General features: G+C 69.6%; 14 protein-coding genes and 1 pseudogene. 8 read left to right on the top strand and 7 right to left on the bottom strand.

Features of this window, described 5'->3' with window-relative positions:
- Positions 1–22: 22 nt before the first annotated feature.
- The 4 genes and pseudogenes from dnaJ (at position 23) to ABFX54_RS00990 (ending at position 5065) form a co-directional block, all read left to right on the top strand.
- On the top strand, positions 23–1204 hold the full coding sequence (gene dnaJ, locus ABFX54_RS01005) for a molecular chaperone DnaJ (RefSeq protein ID WP_346100932.1): 1182 nt from the start codon (positions 23–25) through the stop codon (positions 1202–1204).
- 4 nt (positions 1205–1208) lie between these two features.
- Positions 1209–1532 (top strand): annotated as a pseudogene (locus ABFX54_RS01000) (heat shock protein transcriptional repressor HspR); the annotation flags it as partial.
- Between the two features lie 31 nt (positions 1533–1563).
- Positions 1564–4137, top strand: coding sequence for an ATP-dependent chaperone ClpB (gene clpB / locus ABFX54_RS00995; RefSeq protein ID WP_346100931.1), 2574 nt, complete (start codon positions 1564–1566; stop codon positions 4135–4137).
- A 214-nt stretch (positions 4138–4351) separates the two neighbouring features.
- Positions 4352–5065, top strand: coding sequence for a hypothetical protein (locus ABFX54_RS00990; protein WP_346100930.1), 714 nt, complete (start codon positions 4352–4354; stop codon positions 5063–5065).
- Between the two features lie 255 nt (positions 5066–5320).
- Here ABFX54_RS00990 and ABFX54_RS00985 read toward each other — a convergent pair whose 3' ends face one another.
- Positions 5321–5851 (bottom strand): tetratricopeptide repeat protein, encoded by a 531-nt coding sequence (locus tag ABFX54_RS00985; protein WP_346100929.1) that lies wholly within the window; start codon positions 5849–5851, stop codon positions 5321–5323.
- A gap of 172 nt (positions 5852–6023) precedes the next feature.
- On the opposite strand from ABFX54_RS00985, the gene ABFX54_RS00980 reads away from it, so the two are divergent.
- On the top strand, positions 6024–6344 hold the full coding sequence (locus ABFX54_RS00980; RefSeq protein WP_346100928.1) for a hypothetical protein: 321 nt from the start codon (positions 6024–6026) through the stop codon (positions 6342–6344).
- An 82-nt stretch (positions 6345–6426) separates the two neighbouring features.
- Here ABFX54_RS00980 and ABFX54_RS00975 read toward each other — a convergent pair whose 3' ends face one another.
- The 4 genes from ABFX54_RS00975 to ABFX54_RS00960 all read right to left on the bottom strand — a co-directional run bounded on the left by ABFX54_RS00975 (position 6427) and on the right by ABFX54_RS00960 (position 10929).
- Positions 6427–7068 (bottom strand): TetR/AcrR family transcriptional regulator, encoded by a 642-nt coding sequence (locus tag ABFX54_RS00975; RefSeq protein ID WP_428834473.1) that lies wholly within the window; start codon positions 7066–7068, stop codon positions 6427–6429.
- Between the two features lie 19 nt (positions 7069–7087).
- Entirely contained in the window at positions 7088–8830 is a 1743-nt protein-coding gene (locus ABFX54_RS00970; RefSeq protein WP_346100926.1) for an SDR family oxidoreductase, read from the bottom strand.
- Between the two features lie 123 nt (positions 8831–8953).
- Positions 8954–10042, bottom strand: a complete 1089-nt coding sequence (locus ABFX54_RS00965) for a CapA family protein (protein ID WP_346100925.1) — start codon at positions 10040–10042, stop codon at positions 8954–8956.
- A gap of 59 nt (positions 10043–10101) precedes the next feature.
- A complete protein-coding gene (locus ABFX54_RS00960) occupies positions 10102–10929 on the bottom strand; it encodes a helix-turn-helix transcriptional regulator (RefSeq protein WP_346100924.1) in 828 nt (275 codons plus the stop codon).
- A 103-nt stretch (positions 10930–11032) separates the two neighbouring features.
- Here ABFX54_RS00960 and ABFX54_RS00955 point away from each other — a divergent pair, with 103 nt between their 5' ends.
- Together ABFX54_RS00955 and ABFX54_RS00950 are read left to right on the top strand one after the other, a co-directional pair.
- A complete protein-coding gene (locus tag ABFX54_RS00955; RefSeq protein WP_346100923.1) occupies positions 11033–12442 on the top strand; it encodes an MFS transporter in 1410 nt (469 codons plus the stop codon).
- A gap of 144 nt (positions 12443–12586) precedes the next feature.
- Complete coding sequence (locus ABFX54_RS00950; RefSeq protein ID WP_346100922.1) at positions 12587–14032, top strand: catalase; 1446 nt, start codon at positions 12587–12589, stop codon at positions 14030–14032.
- A 371-nt stretch (positions 14033–14403) separates the two neighbouring features.
- On the opposite strand, the gene ABFX54_RS00945 is transcribed toward ABFX54_RS00950, so the two are convergent.
- Entirely contained in the window at positions 14404–14628 is a 225-nt protein-coding gene (locus ABFX54_RS00945; protein ID WP_106246091.1) for a DUF397 domain-containing protein, read from the bottom strand.
- A gap of 52 nt (positions 14629–14680) precedes the next feature.
- Positions 14681–15544 (bottom strand): helix-turn-helix domain-containing protein, encoded by an 864-nt coding sequence (locus ABFX54_RS00940; protein ID WP_346100921.1) that lies wholly within the window; start codon positions 15542–15544, stop codon positions 14681–14683.
- An 867-nt stretch (positions 15545–16411) separates the two neighbouring features.
- On the opposite strand from ABFX54_RS00940, the gene ABFX54_RS00935 reads away from it, so the two are divergent.
- Positions 16412–17062 carry a hypothetical protein gene (locus ABFX54_RS00935; RefSeq protein ID WP_346100920.1) on the top strand — a complete coding sequence of 217 codons (651 nt, stop codon included), beginning with the start codon at positions 16412–16414 and terminating at the stop codon, positions 17060–17062.
- Positions 17063–17194 lie beyond the last annotated feature (132 nt).

Raw genomic sequence — 17194 nt, 5'->3', positions numbered from 1 at the left:
TCACAAGGACGAAGGGCCGTAGATGAGCACCAAGGACTACCTGGAAAAGGACTACTACGCCGTCCTTGGTGTGCCCAAGACCGCCACCGCCGACGAGATCAAGAAGGCGTACCGCAAGCTGGCCAGGCAGTACCACCCCGACACCAACCAGGGCGACTCGGCCAAGGAGACCAAGTTCAAGGAGGTCTCCGAGGCTTATGACGTCCTGTCCGACACCAAGCGGCGCAAGGAGTACGACGAGGCGCGCACGCTGTTCGGGTCAGGGGTGGGCGGCCAGCGGCCTGGCGGTGGCGGTTTCCCGTTCGACTTCGGCGACCTGTTCGGCGGCACCGCCCAGCAGGGCGGCGCCCAGGGCGGGGGCGCGGGCGAGCGGCTCGGCGACCTGTTCGGCGGGCTGTTCAACCGGGGCGGGGCGACCCGCACCACGACCACGTCCAGGCCGCGGCGTGGCCAGGACATCGAGTCCGAGGTCACGCTGACCTTCACGGAAGCGGTCGAGGGCACCACCGTGTCCCTCAGGCTGACCAGCTCCGCCGCCTGCACCTCGTGCAGCGGCACCGGCGCCAAGGCGGGCACGACCCCCAGGGTCTGCCCCACCTGTGAGGGCACCGGCGCGGCCAGCCGCAACCTGGGCAACTTCGCCTTCTCCGAGCCCTGCCGCGACTGCAAGGGGCGCGGGCTGATCGTGGACGTCCCCTGCCCCGTGTGCGAGGGCAGCGGCCGGGCCAAGAGCACCCGCACCATCCAGGCGCGCATCCCCGCGGGGGTGGCCGACGGCCAGCGGGTCAGGCTCAAGGGGAAGGGGGCGCCGGGCGAGAACGGCGGCCCGGCGGGCGACCTCTACATCCTGACGCACGTCAAGCCGCACGCCGTGTTCGGCAGGTCGGGCGACAACCTGACGATCACCGTGCCGGTGACGTTCTCGGAGGCCGCCCTGGGCGCCGAGATCAAGGTCCCGACACTCAAGGGGATGCCGGTCACGCTGCGCATTCCCGCGGGCACACCCAACGGGCGCACGTTCCGCGTGCGCGGCAGGGGCGTCACCCGCAAGGACGGAACGAAGGGCGACCTGCTCGCCAGCGTCGAGGTCGTCGTGCCGAAGACGCTCGACGACAAGTCGCGCGAGCTGCTCAACGAGTTCAACACCGCGGTCGCGAGTGAGGACCCGCGCGCCGAGCTCATTCAGCGAGCCAGAAGCGAGTAAGCCGATGGACGCCAACTATTTCGACCTTTCCGATGACACCCCTGTCTATGTGATCTCGGTGGCCGCGCAGCTCTCCGGGCTGCACCCGCAGACCCTGCGCCAGTACGACCGCCTCGGGCTGGTCAGCCCCGGGCGCACCGCCGGGCGCGGCCGCCTCTACTCGACACGCGACATCATCCAGCTCCGCGAGGTGCAGCGGCTCTCCCAGGAGGAGGGCATCAACCTCGCGGGCATCAAGCGGATTCTCGAGCTCGAGAACGAAGCTCTGCGGCTGCGTGAGGAGGTCGTCCGCCTGCGCGCCGAGATGCGCATGGTCAGAGCGCTGATCCGCTACGAGCTGCCACCGGGGGCCTAGAAAGATGGACTACAAGCTCACCCAGAAGAGCCAGGAAGCTCTCTCGGGTGCCATGCGGCGCGCCGCCGCGGAGGGCAACCCGGAGATCTCCCCCGCTCACCTGCTGACCACGCTGCTCTCCCAGACGGGCGGCACCGCCGTGCCGCTGCTCGAAGCCGTGGGCGCCGACTGGCGCACGCTGCGGGCCCGCACGGAGGAGCAGCTCGCGACGCTGCCGAAGGCGCAGGGCTCGACGGTGGGGGCGCCGTCCAGCTCGCGCCAGCTGCTGACGGTGCTCAACACCGCGGCCCAGCACGCCAACCGCCTCGAAGACCTCTACGTCTCGACCGAGCACCTGCTGGTCGGCCTGGCCGCCGACGGGGGCCAGTCGGCCGAGCTGCTCAGGTCGCAGGGCGCGACGCCGCAGGCGCTGCTCGACGCGTTCGAGAAGGTGCGCGGCAACGCCCGGGTCACCAGCGAGACCCCTGAGGACACCTACCAGGCGCTGGAGAAGTACGGCGTCGACCTCACCGAGCGGGCCCGGGGCGGCAAGCTCGACCCGGTGATCGGCCGCGACTCCGAGATCCGCCGCGTGGTCCAGGTCCTCAGCCGCCGCACCAAGAACAACCCCGTGCTCATCGGCGAGCCCGGCGTCGGCAAGACCGCCGTCGTCGAGGGCCTGGCCCAGCGCATCGTGGCCGGCGACGTGCCCGAGTCGCTGCGCAACAAGCGGCTGATCGCGCTCGACCTCGGCGCGATGGTCGCGGGCGCGAAATACCGCGGCGAGTTCGAAGAGCGGCTCAAGGCCGTGCTCTCGGAGATCAAGGAGAGCGACGGGCAGGTCGTCACGTTCATCGACGAGCTGCACACCGTCGTCGGCGCCGGGGCCGCCGAGGGCGCGATGGACGCCGGCAACATGCTCAAGCCCATGCTGGCCCGCGGCGAGCTGCGCATGATCGGCGCGACCACGCTCGACGAATACCGCGAGCGCATCGAGAAGGACCCCGCGCTGGAGCGCCGCTTCCAGCAGGTCTACGTCGGCGAGCCCACGGTCGAGGACACGATCGCGATCCTGCGCGGGCTCAAGGGCCGCTACGAGGCCCACCACCAGGTGCAGATCGCCGACAGCGCGCTCGTCGCCGCGGCGGCGCTGTCCGACCGCTACATCACCAGCAGGTTCCTCCCCGACAAGGCCATCGACCTGGTCGACGAGGCCGCCTCGCGGCTGCGCATGGAGATCGACTCCCGCCCGGTGGAGATCGACCAGCTCCAGCGCAACGTCGACCGGATGAAGATGGAGGAGCTGGCCCTGTCGAAGGAGACCGACGAGGCCTCCGTCCAGCGGCTCGAGCGGCTGCGCCAGGAGCTGGCCGACCGGCAGGAGGAGCTCAACGCCCTCGTCGGCCGCTGGGAGCACGAGAAGGCCGGGCTCAACAAGGTCGGCGAGCTGAAGAAGCAGCTCGACGAGGCGCGTGGCGCGGCCGAGCGGGCGCAGCGCGACGGCGACTTCGAGGCGGCGTCCCGGCTGATGTACGCCGAGGTGCCCCGGCTCGAACAGGCGCTCAAGGCGGCCTCCGAGGCGGCGCCGCCCGACAACGCCATGGTCAAGGAGGAGGTCGGGGCCGACGACATCGCCGAGGTGATCTCGTCGTGGACCGGCATCCCCGCCGGGCGGCTGCTTGAGGCTGAGACGAGCAAACTGCTGCGGATGGAGGAGGAGCTGGGCAAGCGCCTGATCGGGCAGCAGCGGGCCGTACAGGCCGTCTCCGACGCCGTACGCCGCAGCCGGGCCGGCATCGCCGACCCCGACCGGCCGACCGGGTCGTTCCTGTTCCTCGGGCCGACCGGCGTGGGCAAGACCGAGCTGGCCAAGGCGCTGGCGGAGTTCCTGTTCGACGACGAGCGGGCGATGACCCGCATCGACATGAGCGAATACTCCGAGAAGCACAGCGTGGCCAGGCTCGTCGGCGCGCCTCCCGGCTACGTCGGCTACGAGGAGGGCGGCCAGCTCACCGAGGCCGTCAGGCGGCGCCCGTACACCGTGGTGCTGCTCGACGAGGTCGAGAAGGCCCATCCCGAGGTGTTCGACATCCTGCTGCAGGTGCTCGACGACGGGCGGCTGACCGACGGCCAGGGGCGCACGGTCGACTTCCGCAACACGATCCTGATCCTGACCTCCAACATCGGCTCGCAGTTCCTCGTCGATCCCAAGCTGGAGAACGGCGCGAAGCGCGAGGCGGTCATGGGGGCGGTGCGCGGCTCGTTCAAGCCGGAGTTCCTCAACCGGCTCGACGACGTGATCCTCTTCGACGCGCTCGGCACCGAGGAGCTGGCGCAGATCGTCGACCTCCAGGTCGAGCGGCTGGCGCAGCGCCTGGCCGACCGCAGGCTGACGCTGGACGTCACGCCGGCGGCCCGCGAGTGGCTGGCGCTGACGGGCTACGACCCGATGTACGGCGCCCGCCCGCTGCGCCGCCTCGTCCAGTCCGCCATCGGCGACAAGCTGGCCAGGGCCGTGCTGTCTGGCGAGGTCTCCGACGGCGACCACGTCCAGGTGGAGCTGGGCGACGACGAGCTGCTCATCCAGCGCGCGTCCTGAACGACCGGCGCGCTGACGACCGGCGCGCTGTCGACAACGGCCGCATCCGAGCCCGGGGATCCCGCAGATCTCCGGGCTCCGGCGTGTCATGGCAAGGTCATCGGGCCCCGTCTTCGGTAAGGTTCGCCCCACTCTTCGGACAAGCCGCCGCTCCCCGGCCGCACGGGTGACTACGTTCAGCGAGATCACCGAAGTCGATCAGGGAGACGTGCAGGTGTCATTCCAGAGAACGCGGAGCATGATCGCGGTGGCCGCTCTGTCCACGGGCGTCATCTGGCTGGTCGCCGGTCCCGCCACGGCCGCGACCTGCCAGGGCGACGAGCCCGCGCTGCTGTCGCCCCGCTCGGTCGCCACGTACTGCGACGAGCACACGAAGCTCCGCGTGAACGACAACGGCTCGGGCAGCAGCCGGATGGTCGCGTCGGAGAGCAACAAGCTGGCCATGGCGGCCGGGGAGCTGGCCAGGCGGCTCGGCCTGACCGGCCTCGCGACGGGCCGGGCGGTGCTGGGCTCGGCCGACCTGGGCGGGACGGCCGCCACGTGGGGCATGCCGTCGCTGACCTCGGCCTCGCCGGCGATCCCCGTGATGCCGGGGCCGATGTCGATGAAGGACCTCTCGACGGCGGCGGGCGTGCCCCCTCTGCCGGCGCTGCCCTCGCTGCCGTCACTGCCCGAGCTGCCCCCGCTGGCGCGCACGCCGCTGGAGGGCGACGCGCGGCGCGCCCAGGCGCCGCACCACAACTCGGTCGGGGGCACCGGGATCCAGTCGCCGACAGACCTGCAGCAGCCGGTACGCGAGATCGGCGAGGACGTCATCGGCGTGCTGCTGCCCAAGGCCGTGGAGAGCGTCGAGGGCACCTCGATGCTGCCCGGCGGCGAGACCGCGCTGACCGGCTTCACCGGCCTCAAGCAGGCCCTCGGCCTGTGACCGGGCGCACGACCGGGCCTGCGACCGGGCCTGTTGCTGGGCTCGTGACTGGGCCCGTGACTGGGCCCGTGACTGGGCGCTCCGGGCGATGAGCCATCCGTCCGGGCGCGGATCGTGCCTGTCGCGCCCGGACCTCCCCACAGCGGAGGGGCCGCGGTCAGCCGCCGCGGCCCCTCCCACCATCCGCACGCGCGTACGCGGGCATGATGAAGCGAGCCGTGCCGGAGACGGACGCTCCGGCGGGGGCCTCCGCCGTCAGGAGACGAGCTCGTCGAGCTCGTCCTCGGGCAGCCCCAGATCGACCCTGATCCGATAGCGGGTGCGCAGCAGCGCCACCTGCTCAGGATCGTTCTCCTCGCACCGCAGGGCGGCCTGGGTGGCCCATTCGAGCCCCCCTCGCAGGTCACCGTAGGCGACGAGGGTCTCGGCGATCGTATGGGCGGTCGCCGTGGAGACGTCGCCCTCCTTGCGGATCGTCTCGATGACCTCCCTGGCCTCGTCCGGCCGGTCCAGCTCGAAGAGCGTGTCGGCGATGCCGGCACGCGGATCGAACCCGGCCTCGCCGCCGTCCTCGACCGCGCGCTGGAAACACTCCATCGCGCGGGCGGGCTGGCCCGCCGCTCGCCACTCCTCGGCGGCGAGGACCAGGATGGATGCCCTCGAAACGTCACCGGAGGAGTAGTCGAGCGCCACGTCGTACAGCCGACTGGCCAAGGAACTGTGGTCGTCGGCCAGCAGGGCCTGCTCAAGCAGACGATCAAGGTGCTCACGGGTCACATGCGCCACAACGCCGAGACTACCGACCCTGGTTGGCCTTTGCCCGGTCAATCCGCATCGCCGGTCACGTGCAAATTCGGTAACGACTTGTCCATTCCTGGTCACGGAATGCCTATCAGCGCAGGTCATCGGGCATATACGAGTCCTCAGCCGCCATGCGAGCGGAGGGACTGTGATGGGCATGTCCAAGCAGATGACCTTCACGCTGGCCTGTGCCGTCGTTCTGTCGGCCCTCGGCCCAGGCGTCGCCGGCTATCTGTCGGCCCGCCTGGAGGCGATCGAGGCCGCGGAGAGCAACCTGCGGGCGCTGGAGGCCAGGCTGAACGTGCGCGAGGCCAGGGACGCGAGACCTGCCTCCTATCGAGCCCCGTGCGTACGCACACCGGGTGAGGAACAGACCCCCACCACCGAACAGGGCGAACGCTGGCTCCATGACGTGCCCGGCTGGCTGGCCGGCCCGTCTCGGGATCTGAGCGACGCCGTCGGCGGCGGCCACAACTGACCCGGCCTGACTCGTACGGCAGGCCGGGTATCCAGCACGAGGTGCGGGACGCGCGACCCCGAGGACGCGCGGCTCGGCGGTGCTAGAGCGGTGACCAGGAGCGGAGCCGGCGGGCAAGGAAGCTCCTGATGAGCTGCTTGGCCGCCTCGACGAGCTCGGGCTCACCCCCGGGATCGTGCCGGAAGGCCAGCTTGAGCACGGCGTCCCCCGCCTCGACCGCCACCAGCACGGCCAGGTCGAGCTCGGCGCTGTCGGCCAGCCCGAACTCCTTCAGGCACAGCCCGCGCAGCCGCCCCGCGATCACCGCGTTGTTGTCGGAGTCGGAGTCGAGCAGATTGAGGTCGACGGCGTCGCCGAAGCGCAGGCTCCGGAAGCCGGGGACCGTCCTGTGCATGTCGACGTAGATGTCGATGATCGCGTCGACGGCCTCCCACCAGCCGCGGTAGTCCTCCTCCAGGAAGGTGCGATCGACTCTGCGGACGAACTCCTCGACGTTGCGCCGGGTGAGCTCCTGGGTGATGGCCCGCTTGTCGGGGAAGAACTGGTAGACGGATCCGATCGCCACGCCCGCCCGTTCGGCGATGCGGGTGGTGGACAGGGCTTCGTACCCGATCTCGTCGAGCAGTTCGGCGCAGGCGTCGAGCATGCGCTCGACACGTCGTGCGCTGCGGCGCTGTGCGGGCTGCCGCCTGAGGGCTTGGGGTTGGACGCACTCATCATCCATTTGCGGCGAAGACACGGATTCATCTTCTCCTGTATGAGCGATCGTTACCCATGATTTCCCGATTCTCGGCAACCACGCTCAATCGGGCAACGCCCCGCATCGCACGAGGTGAAACCCGTGACAGGACATATCCGATTTTTCCCTCCAGATTCACTGGCACCACAGCTTCATTTCCGTGCACCGCCCGGAGAATGTGCGCGGCCACCCGCTCGGGCGGATACCCGCGCCGCGCGAGCCCTCTGACAGCCTCCTCGCGCATGCGCTCCGTCGGGTACGCGGCGTTGCGCGCGATGGCGGTCGACACGAAACCGGGACAGATGGCGCTCACCCCGATGCCCTGGCCCGCCAGCTCGGCCCTGAGGCAGTCGCTGAGCATCTTCACGGCCGCTTTCGAGGCCGAGTACGCGGGCAGCACCCTGGACGGCGCGAACGCGGCCAGGGAGGCGACGTTGACGATGTGGCCGCCCTGGCCGCGCTCGGCCATGGCGGCGCCGAAGAGCCGGCAGCCGTGGACCACGCCCCAGAGATTGACGTCGATCGTCCTGCGCCAGTCGTCCAGACTGTGATCGAAGAACCGCTTGGCGACCGCGATCCCGGCATTGTTCACCACAATGTCCGGCACTCCATATTCGGAGATGATATTTCGCGAGAAGTTCTCCATCTGATCCGCATTCGCGACATCGACCCGTACCGCGTGTGCCGTTCCCCCGAGATCCCGGCCAATGGCATCCACGGCCTGTTTCGCCGCGTCAAGGTCGATATCCGCACACACCACCTCGGCCCCGTGAGCCGCGAACGCCCGCGCGGTCGCCAGCCCGATCCCGGACCCGGCGCCGGTCACGACCACCAGCCGCCCGCCGAACGCCCCGCGCGCCCGCGCCCGGCGCAGTTCCCGCCCGGCCGGCGCGCCCTCGACGTGCTCGACGAACTCGCCGATCATCCCGGCGACGGTCTCGGGATGGCTGCGCTGCACCCAGTGCCCGGCCACGATCTTCCGCCGCCACAGCTCAGGAGCCCACCGCCCGGCCACGGCCGTCAGCGCCGGGGTGACGAACGGGTCGCGCGTGGGCTCGATCAGTTGCACCGGTACGGCGGGCAGGCACGGATCGAGCCCGGGATCGCCGAGCGTGTCCGGCATGTTCCGCCGGTAGAGCCAGAGCCCGTTGCGTCCGTCCGCCGCCATGGTGTCCGCGGGATGCCCGGGCCGCGGCGTGACGCCCTCGCTCCGCCGCAGCGTACGGGAGACGAGCCGGGGCATGATCGAGCGCCAGGCGAGTTCGGGCAGCACCGGGAGCAGGAACGCGCCGATGTACCAGGACCGCAGCCGCTGCGCGGCGACGTCGCGGCGCCGCCCGTGCCGGAAGAAGTCCCCCGCCTGCCGCAGCCCAGGCCCGCCGAGGCTGGTGAACGAGGCCAGCCGGCCGCCGACCCCCTCCCTGCCGAGCGCCTCCCACCCCTGCAGCGAGCCCCAGTCGTGCCCGACGAGGTGCACCCGGGGGACGTCCAGGGAGTCGATCACCGCGCCGAGGTCGGCGATCAGGCGGTCGAAGCCGTAGTCGCGGCGGTCGTGGGGCGGTGACGACGCGCCCGCGCCGCGCACGTCGTACCGCACCACGCGGAAGCGGTCGCGCAGGAGCGCGGCCACCTCGTCCCAGACGCGGTGCGTGTCGGGGTATCCGTGCAGGAGCAGCACGACCGGGTTGCCGGGGTCGCCCTCCTCGTGCACCGCCAGCCGTACGTCACCGGACTTGACCCATCGCATCGCGACCTCCTATTGGACGCCCCGTCCAGCAGGGCTGTCCGCAGGATAGATCGATCACGTTCACGCGGCCAGCCCCGCACGACCGCGACCTCAGGGTCGCACGGCCACCCCGCAGCTCCCAGGTCAGGGACGCGCGGCCAGTCCCGCGCAGCCGCGCAGTTCCTTCCAGTCCGCCACGGCCTCGGTCTTGGCGGAGCCCGTCATCGGGATCGGGACGCCGCCCTGGATGGTGGCCGGCGTCCACGTGTCCTTGAGGATCTTCCGCCCGTTGATCGTCAGCGTCAGCACCCCGGTCCTGCCGGTGGTGGCCGGGTTGGAGTTGTAGAAGACGAAGTTGCCCATGCCGTAGCTGACATAGGCGTCGTCGAGGTAGCCGGAGCCCAGCAGGATGTGCGCGTGCCCGCCGACCACCACGTCGGCCCCCGCCTTGACCAGCTTGGGAGCCAGCGACAACTGCGCCTCGTTGGGGCACTTCTGCAGCTCGGTGCCCCAGTGCAGGTGGACGATCACGGTGTCGGAGCTCTTGCGCGCCTGGCGTACGGCCTTCAGCAGGGCCGGCTCGTCCTTGGCCGAGGCCAGCCCGCCCTTGTCCGCCGTGGCCGTCCACGCCTGGATGAACTCGGCGTCCATCACCTGGGTGGCGCCGATGATCGCGACGCGGTTGCCGTTCACGGTCGTCCGCCACGGCCGGTACGCCTGCGCCGCGTCCTTCCCGATCCCCACCACCGGGAACTTGCTGCGCTTGATCGCCGCCAGCGAGTCGGCCAGACCGGTCTCCATGTAGTCCATGCCGTGGTTGTTCGCCATGGAGGCGACGTCCACCCCGGCGGCCTTGAGCGCGGTGAACGCGCTGGCCGGCGCCCTGAACGTGAACTGCTTGCCCGGCGCCGGCGTCCCCCCGGTGGTGACGGCCGTCTCCAGGTTGACCATCGATAAGTCGGCCGCGCGCAGCACGCCGGCGATCGGTCCGAGCGTGGTGCGCGGGTTGCTCAGCCGTCCGCGCAGCATCCCCTCGAAGTGCACGTCCCCGCCGAACGCGATCGTGTACGGCCGGCGCTGCGGCGTCGGCTTCTTCGACTTCGTTTTCGACGGTGTGGCGGTCGCCGGCTGCTCGACCTGCTTGCGCAACTGCTCCCGTTCCGGCACGGACGAGCACGCGGCCAGCGGCACCAGGACGGCGGCGACCACCGGGAGGACATGGGGGAGTCTCATCTGCGGCACTTCCGCTCGAATTCTGACTTTCAGGGATCGAGCATGCCATGCAGGTCGTATTACCGCGTAGCCCCCCTGAGCTTTGCCATCACCTCACGGGTGTCGTCGTCCATGGGCGTGTAGACCACGAGCCGGGTCTCGGGCGCGGCCATGAGGTTGGTCGTGCTGAAGCGCAGAATCCCGTGCTCGACGTGCTTGAACGCCTTCACCCTCGGCCCCGGCTCGGCCACCTCCTGCCTGGCCCAGAGCCGGGCGAACTCGGCGCTCTCCGAGCTGAGCCGGCGCAGGAAGTCCTGCCAGCAGGGGTCGTCGGCGTGCCGGCTGTAGGCGCTTCTGAAGACGGCCACGGCACGGCCCAGATCCTGGTCCCGGTCGAGCAGGGCCGTGGTGGGCGAGGGGTTGAGGCATGCCTGCCAGAGCGAGTTCCGCTCCCCGTCGGGCGCGTTCACGATCTCGGGGAACAGCGCCGCGTAGGCGTCGTTCCAGGCCAGGGCGTCGCACCTGCTGTTGGTCACGCACGCGGCCAGGTCGCCGAGCTGGTCGAGGATCACCCGCAGCTCGGGCGCCACCTGGGCGGAGTCGGCGGGGACCGGCTCGGCGGGCTGCCCGGCCAGCCGGTAGAGGTGGTGGCGCTCGGCGCTGTCCAGCCTGAGCGTGCGCGCGACCGCGTCGAGCACCTGGCCGCTGGCGTTGATCGGCCGGCCCTGCTCCAGCCACGTGTACCAGGTCACGCCGACGCCGGCCAGCTGGGCCACCTCTTCGCGGCGCAGCCCCGGGGTGCGCCGGCGCGGGCCGGGCGCGAGGTCGACCATCTCCGGCGTGATCCGTTCCCGGCGCGAACGCAGGAACGCGGACAGGTCGGCACGTCTCTCATCTGCCACCGTCATTCCTCCACTATGGGGCGACAGGGCGACACTTAGCCAGTTATCCCCAGTACCAGTATAAATGGGCTCTCGTTACTGGTACTGGATCGGCGGCAGACTCATCCGCATGTCGCAAACCGCCGCTTTCTCCGCTCCTGCGCGCACAAAGGCGCAGGAGACTCCCAAGGCCAGCGGGCTGCTGCTGACGATCATCCTCGTCGGGCAGTTCCTGGCCGTGCTGAACGTCAACATCGTCAACGTGGCCACCCCGACCATCGAGGCCGACCTGCACTCGTCCGGCGCGGGGCTGCAGATGATCATCGCCGGTTACACCATTGTCTACGCCGTCCTCCTGATCACCGGCGCCAGGGTGGGAGACCTGTTCGGCTATCGCCGGGCGTTCCTCGGCGGCCTGGCGGTCTTCACGCTCACCACGCTCGCCGCGGGCCTGGCGCCCTCGACCGGGTGGCTGGTGGGCAGCCGGCTGCTGCAGGGCGCCGGGGCCGCGATGATGGTGCCGCAGGTGCTGACGCTGCTCCAGCGCAACTACCACGGCGCGGCCAGAGGCCGGGCGATGGGCCTGTGGTCCTTGATGATCAGTGGCGGCATCGTGGTGGGCCAGGCGCTGGGCGGGATCCTGCTGGGCGTCGGCCTGGGCTGGCGGCTCGTATTCCTGGTGCTGGTGCCGGTCTCGGCGCTGCTGCTGGTGGCCGGGATCCGGGTGCTGCCCGCCGACACGGGCGGCGGCAGGACCGGGCTCGACCCGTGGGGGCTGGCCACGCTGTCGGCGGCCGCGCTGCTGTTCGTGGTGCCGCTCGTGCTCGGGCGGGATCTGGGCTGGCCCGTCTGGGGCTGGATCTCGATGGCGCTGAGCGTGGTGGCCTTCTTCGCGTTCGTCCGCGTCGAGCGGTGGGTCACCGCGAGCGGCGGCCGTCCGCTGGTGGACGCCCGCGTCCTGCGCGCGCCCGGCATGCGGCCGGGGCTGGCGGTGCTGCTGTTCGGCCCGGCCACGTGGGGGGCGTTCCTGTTCACCTCGGCGCTGCACCTGCAAGGCGACCTGCACATGACGCCGCTGGCCTCCGGCATGATGCTGGTGCCGTGTGCGCTGGCGTTCGGCCTGGTCGGGCTGGCCTGGCCGCGTCTGCCCCAGCGGTTGCAGCGCTCGCTCGTCCCCGTCGGCTACCTGGTGGCCGCGCCGGCCTATCTCGGGCTCGGCCTCGCCGCCGGGGGCGGGGTCCCGTACGCGGTCATGAGCGCGCTCATCGGAGCGGGCCTCGGCGTGCAGATCGCGGTGACCACCATGGTGACCGAGCAGGTGGACCGGGCGTACGCGGCCGACGCCAGCGGCGCGCTGCTCACGGTGATGCAGCTCGGCCAGGTCATCGGCGTCTCCACGGTGGGCACGCTGTTCATGGCCCTGGAGTCCGCGTCCGTGGCGGCCGCGCTGCCGACCGCGTCCGCGATGGCGGGGCTGGCCGCGCTGGCCGGGCTGAGCGCGATCTTGCTGGTACGGCGGCGCACCCCGGCCCTGGCCTGATTTGGATCACTCAATAATTTGAATGATTCAAGTTAAGGAGGTAGCTTGACGTGACGGCGGCCGTCCCCCGCGCCGCCGGTCGTACGCGACGGGCGCGGGAGACCGGTCTCACCAGCGGCAACGCCGAACCGGAGGAGCGTGATCATGACGAACAGGCCCATCACCACCGACGACGCGGGCATCCCCGCGCCGAGCGACGAGCACTCGCTCTCCGTCGGCCCGAACGGCCCCCTGCTCATGCAGGATCACCACCTGATCCAGAAGATGGCCCACTTCAACCGGGAACGCGTCCCCGAGCGGGTCGTGCACGCCAAGGGCGGCGGCGCCCACGGCCTCCTGCAGATCACCGAGGACGTCAGCCAGTTCACCAAGGCCAAGCTCTTCCGGAAGGGCGCCCAGACCCCGCTCTTCCTGCGCTTCTCCACCGTCGCCGGCGAGCTCGGCAGCCCCGACACGGCGCGTGACCCGCGCGGCTTCGCGATCAAGTTCTACACCGAGGACGGCAACTACGACCTCGTCGGCAACAACACGCCGATCTTCTTCATCCGCGACCCGTCGAAGTTCTCCGACTTCATCCACAGCCAGAAGCGCCGCGCCGACAACCACCTGCGCTGCAACAACATGCAGTGGGACTTCTGGACGCTGTCGCCCGAGTCGGCGCACCAGGTCTCCTTCCTCATGACCGACCGCGGCATCCCGGCCTCCTGGCGGCACATGCACGGCTTCGGCTCGCACACGTTCCTCTGGTACAACGCGGCCGGCGAGCGGTTCTGGATCAAGTACCACTTCAAGACCGACCAGGGCATCAGGAACTACACGGCCGACGAGGCCGCCGCGCTGCTCGCCGACCCCGACCACCACGTCCGCGACCTGCACACGGCCATCGCCAAGGGCGACCACCCGTCGTGGACGGTCAACGTGCAGATCATGCCGTTCGAGGCCGCGGCCGACTACCGGTTCAACCCGTTCGACCTGACCAAGGTGTGGCCGCACGCCGACTACCCCGAGCTCACCATCGGCCGGCTCACGCTGACCAAGAACCCGGTGAACTACTTCGCCGAGGTCGAGCAGGCGGGCTTCGAGCCGTCGAACCTGGTGCCCGGCATCGGCGCCTCCCCCGACAAGATGCTCCAGGGCCGGCTCTTCTCCTACCCGGACGCCCACCGCTACCGGATCGGGCCCAACTACCTGCAGTTGCCCATCAACCAGCCGCGCAGCACCGTCAACTCCTACAACTTCGACGGGCCGATGACCTTCGCCAACCCCTCGGACCCGGTGTACGCCCCCAACTCCGCGGGCGGCCCCACCGCCGACCCGTCCCTGTACGAGGGCGAGCGTTACCACGTCACGGGCGAGATCGTGCGCTCGGCGTACCGCAGGCACGCGGAGGACGACGACTTCGTGCAGCCGCGCGCGCTCTGGGAGAACGTGTTGTCCGAAGGGGACCGCGCCAACATGGTGCGCAACATCGTCGGCCACGCCTCGGCCCCCGAGGTGACGTCCACGATGAAGCTGCGCGTCGCCGACTACTGGACCAACATCCACAAGGACCTCGGCGCCCGCGTCCGCAAGGGCCTCGGCCTGAACTGAGCCGGGAATTCGACCGTCCCGGCTTTCTTTGCCACGGCCACGTCATAAGAGATTTCCCGCGGCGGGGCCCGAGAAGGGCCATTTCCGCGCCCTGATGAATCGCCGACGAAAAGGCTGTTCACTCGATGGCCATATCGCGGGACCCGAAGACGATCGTCAAGACGAGGCATGGGGGCACCCGGGTGTGGCGGACGGGGCCCGTGGCGTTCTCAGGCGAAGATCACTTGAGTTGCGCGCACAGATCATCGATGCCACGATATGCGGGTTTCTGCGGCACGCCGGACGGCGTGTCCCCAACGACAGAGGCGCACCCCAGGCCTCTTACAGGACGGCTCTGGACGGTTGTGCCAGCAACACGCCAGAGCCGTTCGTCATGCGCGCGCGACCAGTGTGGCCAGGTCGAACTCGTTGTCCATGACGCCGGCTACGAAGGCGGTCCACTCGGCGGGCGTGAACACGAGGACGGGCCCGTCCTCCTGCTTGCTGTCACGCAGCGCGACGTTGCCGTCCGCCAGCGGAGCGACCTCGACGCACGCCGTGGCGCCGTTGCAGTAGCTGGCCTTGCGCCAGGCCGCCTTCGTGATGTCGTTGTGCATTGTCTCCCCAAAGGGTGCAGAGGCTTCGTTGCCTCTTTGTTGAGGTAGCTTGTCAACGCCGCCAGAGCATGGCCTTACGCTGGATGAGGACACGCGACTCGTCCACGTCCAGGGCCTCCGACCTGATGTGGTCGAAAGCCAACTCGTAACCGGCCACCCGCTCCAGGTCGTCGACAAAGTGAGCAGTGTACAGCTGTTCCAAATACACGACATCGTCGAATGCCGTGAACTTGAGATGAATAAACGCACCGGTGTTGACCGGATGTAGTGCGTCCAACGGCAGGACGTGCACGCTGACATGCGGCAGCAGGGATATCTCCAGGAGATGCTCCATCTGCTCACGCATGACCGCGGGCTCTCCGAACCGGCGCATCAGCGCCGCCTCGTCGAGCACCACGCTCATCCGGCAGGGATCGCTCCTGTGCAGGACGCGTTTCTGCCGGTCGAGTCGGGCCTCCACCCGGCTGCGGACACCGCTGTGCGTGATGCGCGCGATGCCGCGGGTGGCCAGGATGACCTCTCGCGCGTAGTCCTCGGTCTGCAGGAGGCCGGGCACAGCCTGGGGTTCCCAGTTGCGCTGATAGGTGGCCTCCGCCTCCAGCCCGAGGAATCTTGTGTACTCCTCAGGCAGGGAGTCTTCGTAATCTTCCCACCACCCCCGCTGCTCCGCATCACGCAACAGGCCAACGAGCTCGTCAAGTTTGTCACCGTCAACGCGATAGAGCTTGGCCATGGCCTTGATGTCGTCGGCGCTGGGCATGGTCTTGGCCGCTTCGATGCGGCTGACTTTGCTGGCCGACCAGCCAAGATCCCTGGCCGCCCTGGCTCCGGTGAGCTTGCGCCGCTCGCGGAGGAAGCGGAGCTCCTGCCCCAGACGGAGTCGCCGTACTGTTGGACTGCCCTGCTGCGTTGGCACCGTCCACGCTCCTTCTCGGGAATGGAGGTGTAGCCGGAAGGGACCGTTTGGAGCCCGGCTTTCTGGGCCGTCCAGCCAATCTTACCCTGCAAGTTGCACGTACATTGCCGCACAGCCTTGCCAGAAGGCTTTCATGGGTAGAGCGTAGGAGCAAGACAAGCTCCGCTAAGTGGTCTACAACGGGCAAAGATCTCCCGAGGGGCCCCCGTGGCCGACACTTCTCCTGCAAGTTGCACGGCAAGCCGCAAGATTCTTAAATCTTCCCTTGCTGAAAGTATTGCAGCATCGACGACCTCGGGGGACGATCAGAGCCAGGAGGGAGCTCGACGTGGTGAGGAGGCCTGAGATGACGACACGGCCGCCCACACCGAGCCTTCCGCTTCCGCTGGCGAGCCCCCGCAGGGGCCGCCTCTCCGGCAACGTCGCCGTCCCGGATACGAAACTCCACCCCAGGGAGGCCACTTGCCGGAAGGATCGCGCATTCGCCTAGAAAACACCGCGCGAGTCTGCTCATTCGAGCACCAAAAAAGCCGGACCGAGGCTGACCACCGGTTCACCGCATATGGGCTGCCACCCTGCGGAAGAACCGGTCATCAGCCGTCGGACCGGCCAAGAAGCCACCTCTAAAATGCCGCGAAAGGGGTCTTCTATGTACTCACAAGGTACCAAGGGACTCAGCCGAATCAAGTCCTGGATCCAGGAACTCATGGCGCCGGCCGACTACCGAATCTGCGTCGAGCCCGACGAATTCGCAATCCGCAGGGGCTGGACCGTGACGAGGACCGGTTTCGGTTCCCGGCGCTACCGCGACCCACGCTTCGACCAGCTCCGCCTCCCACGCAAGGTGACCGAGGAGGTGTCCTGACGATGCCGAGGAATCCGCGTAACCAGATCTTCCCCGCCAACGAGGACCTCCCGGCCGCCGGGGGCGGCGGGCCGCTGGTCAGGCTCTGGCGGGCCCGCGCCGAGCTGCTGCTGCTCGCCGGGCTGGCGCTGTTCACGCTGACGCTCATGAGCGCCGCCCAGGAGGGTCGCTGGATGCCGTTCATCCTGCTGGCCGGCGCCGTCTCGGTGCCCGCCGCCACCAGGACGGGCCGCAACTGGATCACGGCCCACGTCTGGTGCGTCATCTCCCGGCACCGCCTGCACCGGGTCTGCCTGGAGACCACCATGCACACCAGGGCCGGTCGCATCCCGCTGGTGCTGTGGATCACGCCTACAGCCACCGGCGAGAAGGCGCTGGTGCTGGTCAGGGCGGGCATCAGCGCCGAGGAGTTCGAGGCCTACAGCGCCGAGATCGCCGCCGCCTGCTGGGCGCGCAGCGTCAACGTCTACCGGCACCGCACGCGGGCCCAGCTCCTGATCGTGGAGATCGTCCGGCGTGACGAGGTGCCGGGGGCGCTCTCCCCCGGCCTGGAGCGCCTGTACGGCCGCCGCGCCTGGATCTCCATGAGACCCGACCTCGAGGAGCCGCCCGATCTGCGCACCGAGCTGGCGCTTCCCCTGATGGGCCGATGAGACCCACCTGAGACCTGGGGAATCCGGGAAATTCCCCGGGGGGCGAAGCCCCGGAGACCGCGGGGGCTCCGGGGCTTCCCCATGGGCGGGGAGCGCGCGAAGATGAGTTCAGCTGGCGAACTCAGGAGTCGT

The organism is Nonomuraea maheshkhaliensis (assembly GCF_039529435.1).
Taxonomy (GTDB): Bacteria; Actinomycetota; Actinomycetes; order Streptosporangiales; family Streptosporangiaceae; genus Nonomuraea; species Nonomuraea maheshkhaliensis.
This window is presented reverse-complemented; position numbering and strand designations above follow the sequence as displayed.

Excerpts from the sequence above, each read along its gene's own strand:
- dnaJ (WP_346100932.1), top strand. The coding sequence starts at position 23 with ATGAGCACCAAGGACTACCTGGAAAAGGACTACTACGCCGTCCTTGGT.
- clpB (WP_346100931.1), top strand. The coding sequence starts at position 1,564 with ATGGACTACAAGCTCACCCAGAAGAGCCAGGAAGCTCTCTCGGGTGCC.
- ABFX54_RS00980 (WP_346100928.1), top strand. The coding sequence starts at position 6,024 with ATGTCCAAGCAGATGACCTTCACGCTGGCCTGTGCCGTCGTTCTGTCG.
- ABFX54_RS00975 (WP_428834473.1), bottom strand. The coding sequence starts at position 7,068 with ATGGATGATGAGTGCGTCCAACCCCAAGCCCTCAGGCGGCAGCCCGCA.
- ABFX54_RS00970 (WP_346100926.1), bottom strand. The coding sequence starts at position 8,830 with ATGCGATGGGTCAAGTCCGGTGACGTACGGCTGGCGGTGCACGAGGAG.
- ABFX54_RS00965 (WP_346100925.1), bottom strand. The coding sequence starts at position 10,042 with ATGAGACTCCCCCATGTCCTCCCGGTGGTCGCCGCCGTCCTGGTGCCG.
- ABFX54_RS00960 (WP_346100924.1), bottom strand. The coding sequence starts at position 10,929 with ATGACGGTGGCAGATGAGAGACGTGCCGACCTGTCCGCGTTCCTGCGT.
- ABFX54_RS00955 (WP_346100923.1), top strand. The coding sequence starts at position 11,033 with ATGTCGCAAACCGCCGCTTTCTCCGCTCCTGCGCGCACAAAGGCGCAG.
- ABFX54_RS00950 (WP_346100922.1), top strand. The coding sequence starts at position 12,587 with ATGACGAACAGGCCCATCACCACCGACGACGCGGGCATCCCCGCGCCG.
- ABFX54_RS00945 (WP_106246091.1), bottom strand. The coding sequence starts at position 14,628 with ATGCACAACGACATCACGAAGGCGGCCTGGCGCAAGGCCAGCTACTGC.
- ABFX54_RS00935 (WP_346100920.1), top strand. The coding sequence starts at position 16,412 with ATGCCGAGGAATCCGCGTAACCAGATCTTCCCCGCCAACGAGGACCTC.